Here is a 22153-nt window from a genome sequence, read left to right as displayed (position 1 = left end):
AGCAATTAATCCCCGAGAAAAGATGATGAAAAAAATACTTATAGTACTAATTTTATTTTTTGCCAATATTACTTTTTCCCAAGAGAAACTTAACTTATTCGATGACTCAAGAGTATCAAATGAATTTAAGTTAGAAGTAAAAAAAGCATCTAGAATTCAGGAGATATCTAAAGCTAATAAAAAAGCAGATACTCCTTTTACCAACAGATTAGGTGTTGGTGGGATTAATGTTAGAGGTAATATAACCTTTGTTGGTAATAATATATTAAGTATAGATGATTCAAGGTTTAATTTTATTGGACCTAACGATGATTTTAATTTTGGAGGAAATAGTAACACTGATTTCGAGTTAGGCTATATTGATATTGATGATGATTTAGGTATTCCTGGGAATAATACTACTTTTTCATCAAGTATGTCTACACTTAACCTACCTAGTTGTTCAAGAGTTGTATATGCAGGTTTATACTGGGCTTCTATTTATCCATATGATGAATGGAGTGATGAGTCTGCTGCTATAAACACTAGAGATGGTGATTTTAATACCATGAAATTTAAAGCTCCTGGTCAACCGTATCAAGATATAACAGGAACTGTACTTTATGATGATGGAGAAGCTACTCAATTGCCTTACGTATGTTATAGTGATGTGACTTCAATAGTGCAATCATTAGGAACTAATTATAATGGAGATTATTTTGGAGCGAATATTAAAGCTACTCTAGGGCAAGATTCAGTTGGTCAACGACTAGGTTCTTCAGCAGGTTGGGTTTTAGTTATTATTTATGAAAATGAAGGGCAATCGAGTAAAAATATTTCGTTATTTGATGGTTTTTCTACTATTGATGGAGTTGTAAGTACAGATGTAACATTTTCTGGATTTACTACAATTCCTTCAGGTCCTGTTAGGGTTCAGTTACTAACGGCAGCCTTAGAAGGTGATAAGCCTTTTGTTGGGGATAGTTTTCAAATATTAAATCAATCAAACAACTATGTAGACATAACTACAGGTAACAATAACCAAACTAATAACTTTTTTAATAGTTCTATAACCAAATTTAATAATTTTGTTAATAATAGAGCACCAAGAAGTACAAATACTTTAGGCTTTGATGTTGATTTATTTAACCTAAGTAATCCTTCAAATTCGGTTATCGGTAATGGACAGAGCTCAATTGATCTTAGGTTTACAACAGCTCAGGATGCCTATTTTCCATTCTTAAATGCAATGACAGTTGAAATTATAGAACCAAAAGTTCAATTAATTAAAACAATTGAGGATGCTGCAGGTAATGATATTTCAGGGGCATCGGTTGGTTTAGGCTCTGAACTTTTTTATAATATACGTTTTCAAAATGTAGGAACAGATGGTGCAACAAATACAGAGATTATAGATGTGTTACCAAAAAATGTTGATTTTTTACCAGCAGATTTAATCTTACCCGCGGAATTAGAAAGTACACGAACAGATATTTTAAATAATTATGAGCTACCATCAGCAGGTAATGGATTTAGGGGGCGTTTAATATTCGAAATTCCAGATAATCTTGTAGAGGAAGGTGGAGAGTTTTACGACATAAAAATAAAAGTTCAGGTAGTAAGTGATTGTAATCAACTAAGAGATGTATGTACTAATATTATAGAAAATCAAGCATTTGCAAATTATGGGAGTGATATAGGTGGAGCACCTCGTGTTAATGGAGAAGAAAGCTTTGCTGGTCTTGATAGTTGTAATTTTGGAGTTGTAGGTACTTCTAATTTTTTAGTAGATATAAGTGGTTGTGACTTTAGAAGAACAGAAATATTGTGTGCAGCTAATTTAAACTTAATTGCAGGTAGTGGTTTCGATACTTATTTATGGGAAGATGTTAGTAGTCTAAGTACAACAGATCAAGAAGATATTAATGTCCGTGGTGTTTCTATGACTCCAGGTTCAAATCAAACACAAATTATATCAACAGCAGGTTTTTATAGAGTAATTAAAACAACGTCATTAGGTTGTTTAACAAAACCTGAAATAATAGAGGTTGTTAGTTTTAATGATGAACCAAATCCTTTAGCACCTTTTGCATCACAAGTTTTACCTGAATGTAATGGGTTTGAATTAGCAGAAATTTATTTATGTGGAATTAATAGCTCTGTAGATATAAACTTACCATTTACAGGTTCAACTACAGTTAATTGGTTTAAATTAGATGATGTAGCTACTTGTACTGTTGAAGCAGTAGAAGGATGTGCTAATATAGATACAGATTGTGCATGGACAAATATTGGTGCAGAATTAGATAAGAATTTTGATACTGAAGGTGAATATCGCTTAGAAGTACTATACGATGGTCGATGTCCGCAAACTTATTACTTTAATGTATATAAGGCTACGTTAAATCCAACAATAACTACACAAGATATTGTTTGTAATACACCAGGTAGTATAGCTATTACAAATGTTCCTGATGGTTACGAATATAGTTTAACAGGCCCAGGAGGTTTTAATGAACCATTTTCAACAAATGCTACTTTTTCAATAACTGATGCTGGAGATTATGATTTATCAATTCGTTTAATAGGTGCACCAGCAGGTTCATGTACCTATACACAAGAAAATATTAACATACAATCACCACCTATACAATTAAATGTAACCCAAGGAACTCTTAATTGTTCAGATGACGTTATACAAATAACAGCAAGTATTAGTGGAGTACCAGGAGGGTATTCTTATGAAATTACAAGAGATGGAGTTCTCGCAGCTAATTCAGGTGGTTTCATAGCAAACAATAGCCAAACTTTTGACTTTAATGACGGAGGTACTTTTGTAACCACTATAACTACAGTAGATGGTTGTACAGCGCAAGAAACACGTATCATAAATAAACCACCACCAGTTACTTTAACAGCAACCACCACAAAAAATATTTCATGTGTGGATGGATCTTCCGATGGTATTATTACGTTAACCCCAGGCGGAGGAACCTTATTACCAGGTTTAACTTATAATATTTCACTTATTTCAGCTCCTGCTTCAGTAACAACGCCTGTAGCTATTGCAGGATCAACGTATAATGTAGCAAACGGAAATGAAGGGACGTATACTTTTCAAGTAACAGATAGTAATAATTGTGCTACAACAGCAACTGCTACAGTTGTTGTAGAACCTGAAGTTCAATTTACAACCAATACAACCGATATTTCGTGTAATGGTTTAACGGACGGACAAATAGCGGTAAGTATTAATGGTGCAGATTTAGGGTACACATTTGAATACAGCATAGATGCAGGTGCTAATTGGACCGCAACAGGTGTGTTTTCTAACCTTGCAGCAAACCCATCTTATACAGTAAGAGTTAGAGCATCAAAAACAGGATATCAATGTATATATGATATCGAAAATATTGAAATTCAAGAACCAGCTGCATTAACAGGTGGTAGCACAACACATACCGATCACAGTTGTGATGCTAACGGTAATACGATACAAGGTACTATAAGTTTTACAGATCCAACAGGGGGTACAGGAGTGTATACTTTTTATTATAAATTAGATACAGATGCAACTTATGACCCAGCAACAAGTAATCCAGTAATTAATTTAGCAGCAGGAACTTATAATATTAGAGTAGAAGATGCTAACGGGTGTCCAAGAGATTTAGCCGATGTGGTTATAGACCCAATTCCGGGTGCACCAACATTTAATCAAACTGTAGTATATAATTGTGAAGGAGAAGGAAGTATAACAATAACTCCATTTGATGCTTCATACACCTATACCTTAGACGGTACAGTAGTACAAACAGGTGCAAATGCAAACGTTTTTACTGAGGTAGCAGTGGGAGCACATTCAGTAAGAGTAAATTATTTCGGAAATTGTAGAACAGATATTCCGGTAACTGTTGCAGGAGGAAATGCTTTTTCTGGAGACATAAGAGCAACTTCAGATAGTGAATGTTTTGGTTCTGATAATGGTAGTATTACTATAGGAGCAAGTAATGTTATAGGCACAAGTTTTGAATATTCTGTAGATGGCGGAACTACTTGGTCTTTTACAGCAGACAACCCTTACAGAGTTGTAGGTTTAGCTGCAGATACTTATGATGTTTTTATTAGAGAAGTAGATGGCGGAACAACTTGTGTAATAGATTTAGGAGATGTAACAATCACACAGCCAGATGAGTTAACATTAACAGCAGCCGTAGATCAGCAACCAACATGTTCAGGCCCACCAACAGGAACCATTATAGCAACAGCTTCGGGTGGGGTACCACCTTATGAATTTAGTATAGATGATGGTGCTACATGGCAATCATCTAATATATTTAATGACGTACCAGGAAGAGTAACAGACTACATAGTAATGATTCGTGATAGTAGAAACTGTAACGAATGTGGTTGTACTTCAAATTTATTCGAAAATGGTAGTTTCGAGCAACCAACAAGAGCAACAAGAGGTTTTAACCAACGAGATGAAGATGATGTACCTGGTTGGGATACTACAGATCCTTCAAATACAATAGAAATATGGTATAATAATTTTCAAGGAGTGCCTGCTAAAGAGGGGGTTGCTTTTGCCGAATTAAACTCACGAAATCCAGGTTCGTTGTTTCAAGAATATTGTACGCAACCAGGCGATGAAATAAATTGGTCTGTTTCTCATAGAGGAAGATCGGGGGTAGATGTTGCTACTGTTAAAATAGGAGATGATTTAGCAACAGCAGGTATTGTGGAAACAATGACAGACGGTAATTCAGCTTGGGGAGATTACAGTGGAACATATACTGTACCTGTAGGACAATCAACCACAGTTATTGCTTTTGATGCTTTTTCTACAGCAACAGGTAGTTTAAGTGTAGGTAATTTTATAGATGACGTTAAAATTACTATTCTAAGAAACAATTGTGTACCAGTAAATGTGTCAATACAAGAACCAGACGCAGTAGAATTTACCGTAACTCCAGAAACTTGTTACAATGGTAATAATGGTACTTTAACCGTAAATGTAACAGGAGGAAACGATGATTATTTATTTAGTATAGATAATGGTGCAACGTGGGAAACTCCAGATGTAACCACACCAAATCAATATGTATTTTCTAATTTAACAGAAGGTACTTATAATGTAACCGTTCAAGACGGATTAGGATGTACAATACCACCAATAGCTGCAACAATAAACGCACCAATAGATGCTACCGTTGCAACAACAAACCAAACGTGTAACGCTTTAGGTCAAATAGCAATTACACCAACAGGAGGAGATGGTAATTACCAATATGTAGTAACACCAATTGCTCCAACAGTAGGTTCAGTAATAACAAGTACAACAAGTCCAATTGATGTTGCCGCGGGTTCTTATACTGTAAGTGTAAGAGATCAAAACGGAGCAGTAGGATTTTGTGAATACACAGAAGATATAACCATTACCAGAATAGCAGATCCTACGATAGTAGCTACTGAAACACAACCAGATTGTAGTGGGGATACAGGCTCGGTAAGTATTGCTATTAGTAACGGAACAGCAGATTATACAACCACCATAACATTACAAGGAGCACCAGGTACAGTACAAACATCAGGTCCATCATCAGATGTTAGCATTTCTTTTAATGCTTTAGCTGACGGAACCTATGATATTGTAACCACGGATGCTAATGGATGTTCAGATACAGCAGAAATAACAATTGCTGCACCAAATCCATTATCAGGGACAGCAGCGCAATCGCAAGATTATACGTGTGCTCAATTAGGAGAAATCACGGTAGAAAATGTAACAGGAGGAACAGCACCATATACCTATACATTAAGTGACGGAACCACTTCTACAGCATTTACAACAGACACGGTAACTTTTGATTATACATTTGAAGATTTAACGGACGGAACATATACGATAACAATAACAGATGCAAATAGTTGTTCTTTAGCTTTAGCTCCAATAACAATATCACCATTACCAACAGCACCAACCTTAACAAGCGCGGTAACTTATAATTGTGACGGAACAGGAACAATAACAATAAGTCCTTTTGATGCTTCTTATACATACACATTAAATACAGGAACACCAGTTGTACAAAATGGAGCAAATGCAAATATTTTTACAAATGTGCCAGCGGGTAATTACACAGTAAGTGTAGCTTACGGAAGCGATTGTACAATAGACGCTACAAATATTGATGTATTAGCAGATCAAGAATTTACAGCACAAGTAACCGACCAATCGAATCCTGTTTGTATTGATGATACTAACGGAAGTATTGAAATAACAGCAGCATTTCCATCAGTAGCACCAACAAGCTTTGAGTATTCATTAGATGGAGGAACAAATTGGAATCCAGCAGCAACAAATCCGTTTATAATTCCAAACTTAGAAGATGACACATACAATATTCTAGTAAGACCATCAGGAGCAACTACAGATTGTAATATTACATTGGCACCGGTAACTTTATCAGATCCATCAGTAATAAATGTAGCAGCAACAGTAACGAAACTAATTACGTGTGATGCTGATCCTACATTAGATGGAGCAACAATAAGTATAGATGGAGTGACATCAGGTGGAAACGGAGGCCCTTATACCTACGAATTGTTTGATGATAACGCAGGAGTACCAGGAACTTCAGTTCAAACAAGCGCACCTTTTACAGATATTGATACCGCAGGAGATTACTGGGTAATAGCCATAGATGCAGAGGGTTGTACATCAACACCTGTTTTAGTAAATGTTCCAGATGCAATACTTGTAACATTTACTGTAGCGCCAGAAGTTTGTTATAATGCGACTAGCAATAACGGTACGCTAACAGTTACTATTCTAACAGGAAACGGTAACTATTTATATAGTTTAGATGGAGGAACAACTACGCAAACATCAAACATATTTACTGATTTAACAGACGGTACGTACGATGTAACTGTAACAGATGGTTTTAATTGTGCGGCAACAGTAACAGGAACCGTAATTAATCCTCAATTAACAGCTACAGTAGTAACTACGAATGAAACGTGTAATGACGGAACAATAAATATTACTCCAAGTGGAGGAGATGGAAATTATGTATATGCGTTAGTAACAAGCGGAACAACACCAGGTTCAGGAGATTTTAATACAACAGCACCAACCACAATTACAGCAGGTACTTGGGATCTTTATGTACGTGATCAAAACGGAACAGGAACACCAAGTTGTGAATTTACGCAAGAAATAACCATTACCAGAATAGCAGATCCTACGATAGTAGCTACTGAAACACAACCAGATTGTAGTGGGGATACAGGCTCGGTAAGTATTGCTATTAGTAACGGAACAGCAGATTATACAACCACCATAACATTACAAGGAGCACCAGGTACAGTACAAACATCAGGTCCATCATCAGATGTTAGCGTTTCTTTTAATGGTTTAGCTGACGGAACCTATGATATTGTAACTACCGATGCCAATGGATGTTCAGATACAGCACAAATTACAATTGCTGCACCAAATCCATTATCAGGAGATTCAATAGAATCACAAATTTATACGTGTACTCAATTAGGAGAAATCACTGTAGAAAATGTAACAGGAGGAACAGCACCATATACGTATACATTAAGTGATGGAACTACTTCTACAGCATTTACAACTACAAATGACACTTATACATTTACAGATTTAACGGACGGAACTTATACCGTAACAATAACAGATGTAAATACGTGTAGTTTTACGGTAACGCCAGATATAATAATAGCACCATTACCAACAGCACCAACCTTAACAAGTGCGGTAACTTATAATTGCGACGGTACAGGAGTAATAACAATAAGTCCTTTTGATGCTTCATATACATACACACTAAATACAGGAACCCCAGTTGTACAAAATGGAGCAAATGCAAACATTTTTACAAATGTACCAGTTGGTAATTATACAGTAACTGTAGATTACGGAAGCGATTGTGAAATAGATGCGACTAATATAGATGTTTTAGATAATCAAGAATTTAGGGCATCAGTAACAGCTCAAACGAATCCTGTTTGTATTGGAGATACTAACGGAACCATAGAAGTTACGGCTTATTTCCCTGCACCAACAACGTTACCAGCAGATTTTGAGTATTCATTAGATGGAGGAACAAATTGGAATCCAGCAGCAACAAATCCATTTACAATTCCAAATTTAGCAGAAGGAACCCATAATATATCGGTACGACCAGATAATAGTTCACCAGCAGCGTGTAATATTACATTGGCACCGGTAACTTTATCAGATCCATCAGTAATAAATGTAGCAGCAACAGTAACCAAACAAATTACGTGTGATGCTGATCCTACATTAGACGGAGCAACAATTACCATAACACCAACAACATCAGGTGGAAATGGAGGCCCTTATACCTACGAATTGTTTGATGATAATGCAGGCGCACCAGGAGTTTTAACTCAAACAGGCGCACCATTTACAGATATTGATACCGCAGGAGATTACTGGGTAGTAGCAATCGACGCAGAAAGCTGTCGTTCAACACCATTTCAAGTAAATGTACCAGATGCAATACTTGTAACATTTACTGTTACACCAGAAGTTTGTTATAATTCGACTAGTAATAATGGTACGTTAACAGTTAATATCCTTACGGGTAACGGAAATTATTTATATAGTTTAGATGGCGGAACGACCACACAAACATCAAACATATTTACAGATTTAACTGACGGTACGTATGACGTAACTGTAACAGATGGTTTTGAATGTACTGCAACAGTAGCAGGCACAGTAATTAATCCGCAAATAGATGCTACTATTGCAACTACCAACGAGCATTGTAACGCTTTAGGTCAAATATCAATTACACCAACAGGAGGAGATGGTAATTACCAATATGTAGTAACACCAATTGCTCCAACAGCAGGTGCAGTAATAACAAGTACTACAAGTCCAATTGATGTTGCCGCAGGTACTTATACAGTAAGTGTAAGAGATCAAAACGGAGCAGTAGGATTTTGTGAGTACACAGAAGATGTAACCATTACAAGAATAGCAGATCCTACGATAGTAGCTACCGAAACACAACCAGATTGTAGTGGAGACACAGGTTCGGTTAGTATTGCTATAACTGATGGAACAGCAGATTACACAACCACTATAACATTACAAGGAGCACCAGGTACAGTACAAACATCAGGTCCATCATCAGATGTTAGCATTTCTTTTAGTGCTTTAGCTGATGGAACGTATGATATTTTAACTACCGATGCCAATGGATGTTCAGATACAGCAGAAATTACAATTGCTGCACCAAATGCATTGTCAGGGACAGCAGCGCAATCGCAAGATTATACGTGTGCTCAATTAGGAGAAATTACAGTAGAAAATGTAACAGGAGGAACAGCACCATATACCTATACATTAAGTGATGGAACTACTGCTACAACATTTACAACAGACACGGTAACTTTTGATCATATATTTGAAGACTTAACGGACGGAACATATACGGTAACAATAACAGATGCAAATAGCTGTAGTTTTACAGTAACGCCAAATATTATCATTGCGCCATTACCAACAGCACCAACCTTAACAAGTGCGGTAACTTATAATTGCGACGGTACAGGAGTAATAACAATAAGTCCTTTTGATGCTTCATATACATACACACTAAATACAGGAACCCCAGTTGTACAAAATGGAGCAAATGCAAACATTTTTACAAATGTACCAGTTGGTAATTATACAGTAACTGTAGATTACGGAAGCGATTGTGAAATAGATGCGACTAATATAGATGTTTTAGACAATCAAGAGTTTAGGGCATCAGTAACAGCTCAAACGAATCCTGTTTGTATTGGTGATACTAACGGAACCATAGAAGTTACGGCTTATTTCCCTGCACCAACAACGTTACCAGCAGATTTTGAATATTCATTAAATGGAGGAACAACTTGGAATCCAGCAGCAACAAATCCATTTACAATTCCAAATTTAGAAGATGTCACATACAATATTGTAGTAAGACCAACAGGAGCAACTACAGATTGTAATATTACATTAGCACCGGTAACTTTATCAGATCCATCAGTAATAAATGTAGCAGCAACAGTAACCAAACAAATTACGTGTGATGCTGATCCTACATTAGACGGAGCAACAATTACCATAACACCAACAACGTCAGGTGGAAATGGAGGCCCTTATACCTACGAATTGTTTGATGATAATGCAGGCGCACCAGGAGTTTTAACTCAAACAGGCGCACCATTTACAGATATTGATACCGCAGGAGATTACTGGGTAGTTGCAATCGACGCAGAAAGCTGTCGTTCAACATCTGTTATGGTCACAGTATTACCAAGGCAAACAATTGTATTTACGGCAACTCCACAATGTTACGATGGGGCTAACGGAATTATAGATTTAGATGTTACTAATGGTAACGGAACTTACGAATACAGTTTAGACGGTACTAACTTTACGCCATTTGCACCAGCCAATGCTACAACATTTAGTATTACAGGTTTATCTAGTATTGCCTACACGGTAACTATTAGAGATATTGCTGGTTGTACAGAAACTGCTAACGTTACTATAAATGATGCTTTAGTTGCCTCTGCAATACCAACAGATATAAGTTGTGTAGACGGACAAATACTTTTAAACCCAACAGGTGGTTCTGGTACGTATGTGTTCTCAGCAGTGCCAGATGGTAATGCTGCAGGAGCATTTTCAGCAACAAACCCTATTGTAATTGCGGCAGGAGCTGCAGGTACATACGATGTGTATGTGCAAGACGATGCCGGTTGTGAATATATAATACAAGATGTTATTGTAAATGCTATAACACCAGTAGCAATTACAGCTACTCCAAACCAACCAACATGTAACGGAGATTTAGGTAGTATAGATGGTGTTATAACAGCCAATACAGGACAAGCGCCATATACAATTACCATTACAAATAGCGCAGCTGTTTTAGTAGAAACTATTTCTAACTTTTCAGGAAGCAATTTTAGTTTTAATAATTTACCAGCCGAAACATATACGGTTGAAATTACAGATGCCTTAGGATGTACAGATACTATAACACCAGCAATTGAATTGGTAGATCCGCCAGCTATTGTAATGGATATTCAAGACGTATTACCAGCAACTTGTGTTGTCGATCCTGCTAATACTGGGTTTGATTTTATTAATATAGATCCTACTGATTATTTGCCAAATACCTTACAATATAGTATAGATAACGGAGCTACATGGATTGATTTTACTTCAACAGGAGGTGAAGTAAGAAACTTAAACTCAGGAGATGTTATTTTTCCAACTTTAAGAACTATTGATGGTTCAGGCAATCAACTTTGTTTTGTAGCTAACGGTAGGTTTGAGGTAGCATTTAATGTAAGTGGTTTAATAGTTGACCCTGTTGCTAACCCAGGAAATTGTGCAGTTGGTTTTTCTGTAACAGTTGAAGCATTAGGTGGAGGTTCTACAAGTGTTTTTGAGTTTGCTATAAATTCACCATCAGGTTGGGTAGGACCGGATGCACTTAATAATGGTACTATGGGAGAGGCTGATAGAACTTATACATTTACGGGCTTAACACCAGGTTTAAGTTATGAGTTTTTTGTAAGAGATACAAAAGGTACAGCAGATCCTGCTGATGATTGTATTGAGAGAAATAATGAAGATCTTTATGTAGATTACAACCCAACAGTACCAATTACTAGTGTGGTAAATAGTCAATCTTGTTTTGGTCTAGACGCTGGAGAAATAACGTTTACAATAGATAACACAAGTTTAGATTTATCTAATAATTTTACATGGACTTTATATGAAAGAGACCCTATAACGAATGTGGGCTCAACAGTTTCTGCAGCATACACTAATCAACCTCAAACAGGCTTTGCTGACATTACTGTAACAGGCCTTTCAGAAGGTGTATATTATATTATATTAACGAATAATACTGGAACTTGTGATTTTGGAAGTCAAGATGCAACCATAAACCCAGGAACACAAATATCTGCAGATTTATCAGTAGTAAGTAATATAACTTGTAGTACAAACGGAGTTGTAAGGCTTGATAATGTTACAGGAGGAACAGCTCCTTATACATATACAGTTGCAACAGCCAATAATTTTACCATCGCAAATGCAACTGTAGTAGGAAACACTATTGAGTTTGGGTACGCAGATGTAACAGATACAACTTTAGATGTTACAAATATTACTGTAACAATTACAGATAGTAATGGTAATAGTTGTGCAACAACAGTTGGTCCGGTAGATTTAACAGTAAGTCAACCACCAGTAATTATATATACCGAGCCTAATAGCTGTGACGCTAACAAAACAATTACAGTAAGAGTAAATAGTGGTACAGGGCCTTATCAATTCTCTGTAGATGGCGGAACATTTAGCAGCGCAATTGCTTTAGATGGTGGTTCAGGTTATGCAGAATTTATTGCACAAAACTTAACACCAGGAAACCATGTAATTACAGTAAGAGATGCTAACGGATGTACGGTTGATACAAATGCAGATATTCAACCAGATTTAGAATACGAAGTTAACTTAACTAAAAACTTAACGTGTGATACAGTTACACCAGCTAATGAAGCAGCAACCTACGAAATAGATAATATAACAGGTAGTGGATCTTATACCTATGAAATAAATGGTGCTGTAAGTGGAAATGTTGTTCCAGCAGGTACAGCTTTACCAGCTACACCATTTGTATTTAGCACTGCAATTGCAGATGAATACACCATAACAATTACAGATACTGTAGAAGGTTGTACCAATACAAAAGTATTTACAGTTGCACCAGCCGTAGTACCAGCATTCACTACAGCTGTAACAGATGCAACATGTAATGGTGGAGCCAACGGAAGTATAGCAGTTGCTGTAACTGCAGGGTTAACGCCATTAACATACAGTATTGTTAAAACAGATTTACCAGCTTTAGGTGCGGGATTAGCTAGCTGGGATGCGGCAAGCAACTCATTTATCAATGTACCAGCCGGAACCTATACGGTAACTGTTACAGGAGATAATGGTTGTTCAACTGATGAACCAGGTATTTTAGTAGAAGATAACCCATTATTAACAGTAAACGCACCAACGCCAGTTCAGTTTGGTTGTACTACAGCAAATGATGTAAACAACGCTACGTTAAGCATTAATGCATTAGATGGATCAGGAGTTTCAGGCGGAACAACTGTATATTCAACAGTAGAACTGTATCATGATGTTAGTGGAAATAATTCAGTAGATAACTTATCAAATACAACAGATGATGTTTTAGTAAACAGCTTAACTATAACAGGTACAACGTATGAATTTTCAATAAGCGATGTTGCGGGCGGTAGTTATTATGTACGTATTGTAGATAGTGCTAATTGTGAAGCAGTATCAACATCAACCGTAATAAATGCTTTTGATCCTATTACAGATATTGATATCGATTCAGTAAAAGATATTGATTGTCAAGACGGAGAAAATATTGAAGTAAAAACAAGTACTGATATTGCAGGTGTTGATTACCAGATTACAGCAGGACCTGCAGGTTATACATTACCAGCAGTTCAAGCAGTAGCGGCAGGAACAGACCCAGCAACTTTTACAGATTTACCAACAGGTTCGTATACGATAACAGCAACACACCCAGTAACAGGTTGTGTGTTTACAAAAACATATACAGTAGGTACAGCACCAGACTTTACGGTAATCGCAAACAATCCGCAAGCAACCTGTTTCGGAGATAACGGCGGAAGTATTGATATCAGTTTTGATGCAAGTACAACTTATGGAGGAGTTTATGACTATGAAGTTTTAGATACTTCAGGAAATTCTTTAGCAATTCCAATTACAGGAACAGGAATAAGCGGAGTAACAACCGAAACTATTACAGGTTTATTAGCTGGTACATATTATGTAGAAATTACAATGACTGATACACCTTTCTGTACAGAGCCAACGAATCAGTTTACAATCAATCAGCCTACGGCAGTAATTTCAGTAACAGGAGTTGTAAATCCAGGAGTAAGTTGTACAGGAATTGCCGATGCAACAATTACAGCAACCGGAGCAGATGGTTTTGGCGGATACACATATCAGTTAGAAGAAACATTAACACCAAATGTAGCAATAGTAGGTTATGATTTTGCAACCAACGGAACAAACAATGTGTTTACAGGTTTAGCAGCAGGAAATTATACGATACGAGTACGAGATGTAAACGATTGTGAAGGAACATCAGTAAATGTAGAAGTTGCCGATCCAATTGCAGTAAGTTTTACAGCAGTTGATACAGATAATGCTTGTGATACGAATGTAGATGGAAGTATTTTAGTAACAGCAGCAGGCGGAACGGGAAGTTATACCTATGTATTAACCAACAGTGGCGGAACAGAAATTGCAAACACAGGTGTAATTGCAACAACTACGCATACGTTTAATAATTTAACTGCAGATACTTATACGGTAAGTGTAACCGATTCAAACGGATGTGCACAACAAGCCCCAATAGATGTAATAATAAGTGAAGATTTAATTTTCACTTTAGATGAAACCAAGAACTTAACATGTAATGCACCAATGGCAGCAGAAGTTGTAATAGAAGTAGCATCAGGTTCAGGAACATATACGTATGAAATTACAGGACCAAGTGCTACAGTTGGATCAGGAACTGCTTTTACAAGTCCATTAACTTTTAATCCAACAGTAGTAGGAACGTATACGGTAACAATAACTGATACTGGAGCAAACCCAAATTGTTCGGTAACAAGAACGATAGATATTGCAGAAGGATTAGTACCAGCATTCACTACAGCTGTAACAGATGCAACATGTAATGGTGGAGCCAACGGAAGTATAGCAGTTGCTGTAACTGCAGGGTTAACGCCATTAACATACAGTATTGTTAAAACAGATTTACCAGCTTTAGGTGCGGGATTAGCTAGCTGGGATGCGGCAAGCAACTCATTTATCAATGTACCAGCCGGAACCTATACGGTAACTGTTACAGGAGATAATGGTTGTTCAACTGATGAACCAGGTATTTTAGTAGAAGATAACCCATTATTAACAGTAAACGCACCAACGCCAGTTCAGTTTGGTTGTACTACAGCAAATGATGTAAACAACGCTACGTTAAGCATTAATGCATTAGATGGATCAGGAGTTTCAGGCGGAACAACTGTATATTCAACAGTAGAACTGTATCATGATGTTAGTGGAAATAATTCAGTAGATAACTTATCAAATACAACAGATGATGTTTTAGTAAACAGCTTAACTATAACAGGTACAACGTATGAATTTTCAATAAGCGATGTTGCGGGCGGTAGTTATTATGTACGTATTGTAGATAGTGCTAATTGTGAAGCAGTATCAACATCAACCGTAATAAATGCTTTTGATCCTATTACAGATATTGATATCGATTCAGTAAAAGATATTGATTGTCAAGACGGAGAAAATATTGAAGTAAAAACAAGTACTGATATTGCAGGTGTTGATTACCAGATTACAGCAGGACCTGCAGGTTATACATTACCAGCAGTTCAAGCAGTAGCGGCAGGAACAGACCCAGCAACTTTTACAGATTTACCAACAGGTTCGTATACGATAACAGCAACACACCCAGTAACAGGTTGTGTGTTTACAAAAACATATACAGTAGGTACAGCACCAGACTTTACGGTAATCGCAAACAATCCGCAAGCAACCTGTTTCGGAGATAACGGCGGAAGTATTGATATCAGTTTTGATGCAAGTACAACTTATGGAGGAGTTTATGACTATGAAGTTTTAGATACTTCAGGAAATTCTTTAGCAATTCCAATTACAGGAACAGGAATAAGCGGAGTAACAACCGAAACTATTACAGGTTTATTAGCTGGTACATATTATGTAGAAATTACAATGACTGATACACCTTTCTGTACAGAGCCAACGAATCAGTTTACAATCAATCAGCCTACGGCAGTAATTTCAGTAACAGGAGTTGTAAATCCAGGAGTAAGTTGTACAGGAATTGCCGATGCAACAATTACAGCAACCGGAGCAGATGGTTTTGGCGGATACACATATCAGTTAGAAGAAACATTAACACCAAATGTAGCAATAGTAGGTTATGATTTTGCAACCAACGGAACAAACAATGTGTTTACAGGTTTAGCAGCAGGAAATTATACGATACGAGTACGAGATGTAAACGATTGTGAAGGAACATCAGTAAATGTAGAAGTTGCCGATCCAATTGCAGTAAGTTTTACAGCAGTTGATACAGATAATGCTTGTGATACGAATGTAGATGGAAGTATTTTAGTAACAGCAGCAGGCGGAACGGGAAGTTATACCTATGTATTAACCAACAGTGGCGGAACAGAAATTGCAAACACAGGTGTAATTGCAACAACTACGCATACGTTTAATAATTTAACTGCAGATACTTATACGGTAAGTGTAACCGATTCAAACGGATGTGCACAACAAGCCCCAATAGATGTAATAATAAGTGAAGATTTAATTTTCACTTTAGATGAAACCAAGAACTTAACATGTAATGCACCAATGGCAGCAGAAGTTGTAATAGAAGTAGCATCAGGTTCAGGAACATATACGTATGAAATTACAGGACCAAGTGCTACAGTTGGATCAGGAACTGCTTTTACAAGTCCATTAACTTTTAATCCAACAGTAGTAGGAACGTATACGGTAACAATAACTGATACTGGAGCAAACCCAAATTGTTCGGTAACAAGAACGATAGATATTGCAGAAGGATTAGTACCAGCATTCACTACAGCTGTAACAGATGCAACATGTAATGGTGGAGCCAACGGAAGTATAGCAGTTGCTGTAACTGCAGGGTTAACGCCATTAACATACAGTATTGTTAAAACAGATTTACCAGCTTTAGGTGCGGGATTAGCTAGCTGGGATGCGGCAAGCAACTCATTTATCAATGTACCAGCCGGAACCTATACGGTAACTGTTACAGGAGATAATGGTTGTTCAACTGATGAACCAGGTATTTTAGTAGAAGATAACCCATTATTAACAGTAAACGCACCAACGCCAGTTCAGTTTGGTTGTACTACAGCAAATGATGTAAACAACGCTACGTTAAGCATTAATGCATTAGATGGATCAGGAGTTTCAGGCGGAACAACTGTATATTCAACAGTAGAACTGTATCATGATGTTAGTGGAAATAATTCAGTAGATAACTTATCAAATACAACAGATGATGTTTTAGTAAACAGCTTAACTATAACAGGTACAACGTATGAATTTTCAATAAGCGATGTTGCGGGCGGTAGTTATTATGTACGTATTGTAGATAGTGCTAATTGTGAAGCAGTATCAACATCAACCGTAATAAATGCTTTTGATCCTATTACAGATATTGATATCGATTCAGTAAAAGATATTGATTGTCAAGACGGAGAAAATATTGAAGTAAAAACAAGTACTGATATTGCAGGTGTTGATTACCAGATTACAGCAGGACCTGCAGGTTATACATTACCAGCAGTTCAAGCAGTAGCGGCAGGAACAGACCCAGCAACTTTTACAGATTTACCAACAGGTTCGTATACGATAACAGCAACACACCCAGTAACAGGTTGTGTGTTTACAAAAACATATACAGTAGGTACAGCACCAGACTTTACGGTAATCGCAAACAATCCGCAAGCAACCTGTTTCGGAGATAACGGCGGAAGTATTGATATCAGTTTTGATGCAAGTACAACTTATGGAGGAGTTTATGACTATGAAGTTTTAGATACTTCAGGAAATTCTTTAGCAATTCCAATTACAGGAACAGGAATAAGCGGAGTAACAACCGAAACTATTACAGGTTTATTAGCTGGTACATATTATGTAGAAATTACAATGACTGATACACCTTTCTGTACAGAGCCAACGAATCAGTTTACAATCAATCAGCCTACGGCAGTAATTTCAGTAACAGGAGTTGTAAATCCAGGAGTAAGTTGTACAGGAATTGCCGATGCAACAATTACAGCAACCGGAGCAGATGGTTTTGGCGGATACACATATCAGTTAGAAGAAACATTAACACCAAATGTAGCAATAGTAGGTTATGATTTTGCAACCAACGGAACAAACAATGTGTTTACAGGTTTAGCAGCAGGAAATTATACGATACGAGTACGAGATGTAAACGATTGTGAAGGAACATCAGTAAATGTAGAAGTTGCCGATCCAATTGCAGTAAGTTTTACAGCAGTTGATACAGATAATGCTTGTGATACGAATGTAGATGGAAGTATTTTAGTAACAGCAGCAGGCGGAACGGGAAGTTATACCTATGTATTAACCAACAGTGGCGGAACAGAAATTGCAAACACAGGTGTAATTGCAACAACTACGCATACGTTTAATAATTTAACTGCAGATACTTATACGGTAAGTGTAACCGATTCAAACGGATGTGCACAACAAGCCCCAATAGATGTAATAATAAGTGAAGATTTAATTTTCACTTTAGATGAAACCAAGAACTTAACATGTAATGCACCAACGGCAGCAGAAGTTGTAATAGAAGTAGCATCAGGTTCAGGAACATATACGTATGAAATTACAGGACCAAGTGCTACAGTTGGATCAGGAACTGCTTTTACAAGTCCATTAACTTTTAATCCAACAGTAGTAGGAACGTATACGGTAACAATAACCGATACTGGAGCAAATCCAAGTTGTGATGTAACAAGAACAATTGAGATTGAAGCTGCTACATTACCAAGTTTTACAGCATCAGTAATTACAGATAATATTTGTAACGGTGCATCAAACGGAGCGATACGAGTAACAGCTATAGATAATGGTATTTCGCCATTAACTTATACAATTTTACCTAACGTTGGTACTTTTGATGCAACAACAAATACATTTGAAGGTTTACCAGCAGATACTTACATTATAACCGCAACAGGTGCTAATGGTTGTACTTTTGATGTAACTGAAACTGTAAATGAAAATCCAATTATTGATATTTCAGGAGCAGTTACCGTAACAGATTTTGATTGTGCTGTAGGAACAAATACTACAAACAATGCAACCATATCTGTTGATACAACAGGAGCAGGTGGTACGGGTGATTTTGTTAGAGCAATATTTGTATATGATAACAATACCCCAGCAGATACATCAGATGATATAACGCAAGACAGTGGTGTGTTTAACTTTACAATAACAAACGAAGCAGGCGGTGAGGTAACCGTAACAGTTTTCGATAGCAACAACTGTGCTGACTCAGCAACAAGAACTATTGCTCCTTTCGCAAGAATAACAACAGTAACGATTACTGCAGACAGAGCGATTGACTGTAATGAAGGTGAAGATATTTTAGCAACCTATACAAGTACATTGCCTATCGCAAATGTTGAGTACAGATTATATGATAATACATCAAACACGTTATTAGAAACAAGAGCGGTTGATGGTGATTTTGTTACATTATTACCAACAGGAGTTTACAGAATAGAAGTAGAAAATACAGATACAAATTGTGTGTTTACAGAATTTTATACCGTAAATGATGCTCCAGTATTCGATTTAATTATTGATAATATTCAACGTGCATGTTTTAATGGTACAGCAAGTGTAGATGTAAGTTTTAATCCAACATCACCATACAGTGGAGATTATACGTATGAAGTGTTTAATGTGGGTGGAGTAACTACAGGTATTACAGGAGCAGGAGTAGGAACTACAGCAACTACCATTACAGGTTTAGCTGCAGGTAATTACTATGTAACAATTTCGATGATTGATACCCCTTTCTGTTCACCAGAATCTAATCCTTTCGAAATCGTACAACCAACGGTTGATTTAACATTGTCAGAAGAATTAACGTACATAAAATGTACGCCAACAGATTCTGGAGAAGTTAGTTTAACAGCTGTAGGTGGTTGGGGAGTTTACGAATATCAACTAGAAAAAACAGGTGAGGTTTCTCCAATTCAATCTTTCAGTAATAATGCTGTAATTACAGGCTTAACAGCAGGTGATTATACTGCAACAGTAAGAGATGCTAATAATTGTATAGAAGCAATCACTTTTACTTTAGAGGATGGTATACCAATAACGGGTACATTTACAGTAACACCAAATGTTTGTATTGATGAAAGTACGGCAACCATTTCGGTTGATGCAGTTGGAGGTCAATTACAAGCAGGAACCCCTTTATTGTCATACACGTATATCTTAGAATACCCTGATGGAACAAGAACGGCGAGTCAATCATCAAATACGTTCACTAATTTACCAGCAGGTATTGGGTATTATGTATTAGTAGCAGATGGTTATTCTTGTGACGGTAGAGTTGGACCTATTGATATTGTAGACCCTACAGAAGTAGTAGCATCAGCAGATATTATAGAGGTTATTACTTGTAACAGAGCAGAAGCAGTTGTAGAAGTTTCAGGAACTGGCGGAACAGGACCTTATGAATTTAGTACAGATGGTATTAATTTTATAGCTGCTAATGCGACACCAAACCATAGGTTTGATCTTCCTGCAGGAGAACACCAAATATATGTAAGAGATAACGAAGCATGTATTTCTGATGCCATAACGGTAAGAGTTAATCCTTATACAGATGTAACAGCAACCTTAGATGTTTCATCGGCATTTATTACGTGTAATGGTGACGCAAATGGCGTATTAATAGCGAATGCTCAAGACGGATTTGGAAACTATGAATATCAATTAGTAGATGAAAATGATGTTGAAATAAGAACGTGGCAAAGTGATAATTCATTTACAGGTTTAGGAGTTGGTACGTATAAAATTAATGTAAGAAGTACCAATGCAGCAGGTGAAGTTTGTAGCACTGTAACGGGTGAGTATACCATAGCAGAACCAATAGCATTAACTGGTACAGCAGTAGCAACACAAAATGTATCATGTTTTGGTGGTAGTACAGGTATTATTACAGCACAAGGTTTTGAGGGTAATGGAGGTTATGAATATAACATTATTTCGGTACCAGCAAATCCGCTATATCCAGCAGATAAGTTTGTAACAAACGGTGTGTTCGAAAATTTACCAGCAGCAACCTATTATGTAACCATAAAAGATGTTATAGGATGTACAATTGTACCACCAATTGAAGTTGTTATAACTGAACCTGATGCATTACAAATAGGTTTAAACAGCGTAACGCAACAAACGTGTTTAAATGATCCTTCACCAATAATTACTGTTGATGTACAAGGAGGAACACAACCATACTTTATTAGTATTAATAATGTTGAAATTGCAACGCCATATAATACAGGTACAATTAGTTTAGGTGCGGCAGAAGGTATTGAAGATGATACTGTATATGTAATTAGTGTAAGAGATAGTGGTGGCGGATGTCCTTCAGTAGCTTTACCAGCCATTACAACAGATGAAGCTATAGACCTTGATTTAACAGTAGATTGGGAGTATACCTGTCCGGTAGGAAATATTATTGTTGCAATTGTTGCCGATCAATATAAGAATAACATGTCTTATACGTTATATGATGGTGCAGGTAGCGCTGTTGCAACAAATACAACAGGTGAATTTGTTGATGTAGCTGCAGGTAACGGTTATACGGTTACAGCAACAAACACAATATCAAATTGTGCTCAAAGCTCAAGTGATTCGATAGACATTGAAGATATTCAAGCATTAACGATGTTTATTGACGATTCACAAAAAAATAAGTTAATAGCAAATGTAGACTTTGGTTTACCTCCTTATAACTTTACAGTTGATGGAGTAGATTACGGAGAGGAAAACGAATTTACAATTCTACAAACTAAAGATTACACCATAACTGTAACCGATGCAAGAGGTTGTCAAGTAACAATTACGATAAGAGGCGTTTATGTAACTATTACGGTGTTAAATTTATTTACGCCAGATGGTGATGGAACAAACGACTTCTGGTATCCATTAGAAGTAGAACCGTATCATAATATAAAAGTATATATTTTTGATAGATATGCTCGTAAGATTGTTAATTATCAAGGTGTTGTGCAAGGATGGGACGGTACTTATGAAGGTAAACCATTACCAGCAGGAGATTACTGGTATACTATTTACTTTAATGAATTATCAGGAGAAGAGAAAAAGTTAATGGGACACTTTACATTATATAGATAA

General features: G+C 36.7%; 1 protein-coding gene. It reads left to right on the top strand.

Annotated elements, in window-relative coordinates; all coding sequences use genetic code 11:
• Positions 1-22: 22 nt before the first annotated feature.
• Positions 23-22153: a T9SS type B sorting domain-containing protein gene (locus tag H0I30_RS02495; RefSeq protein ID WP_218772738.1), complete on the top strand. Its 22131-nt coding sequence runs from the start codon at positions 23-25 to the stop codon at positions 22151-22153.

Origin of the sequence: Tenacibaculum sp. AHE14PA, from assembly GCF_019278465.1 — a bacterium.
Lineage (GTDB): Bacteria > Bacteroidota > Bacteroidia > Flavobacteriales > Flavobacteriaceae > Polaribacter > Polaribacter bernardetii.
The sequence above is the reverse complement of the archived record's forward strand: the minus strand, read 5'-3'. Positions and strand labels throughout refer to the sequence as shown.

Bases quoted from the DNA above. Each gene is read 5' to 3' on its own strand.
- H0I30_RS02495 (WP_218772738.1), top strand. From the start codon at position 23: ATGATGAAAAAAATACTTATAGTACTAATTTTATTTTTTGCCAATATT.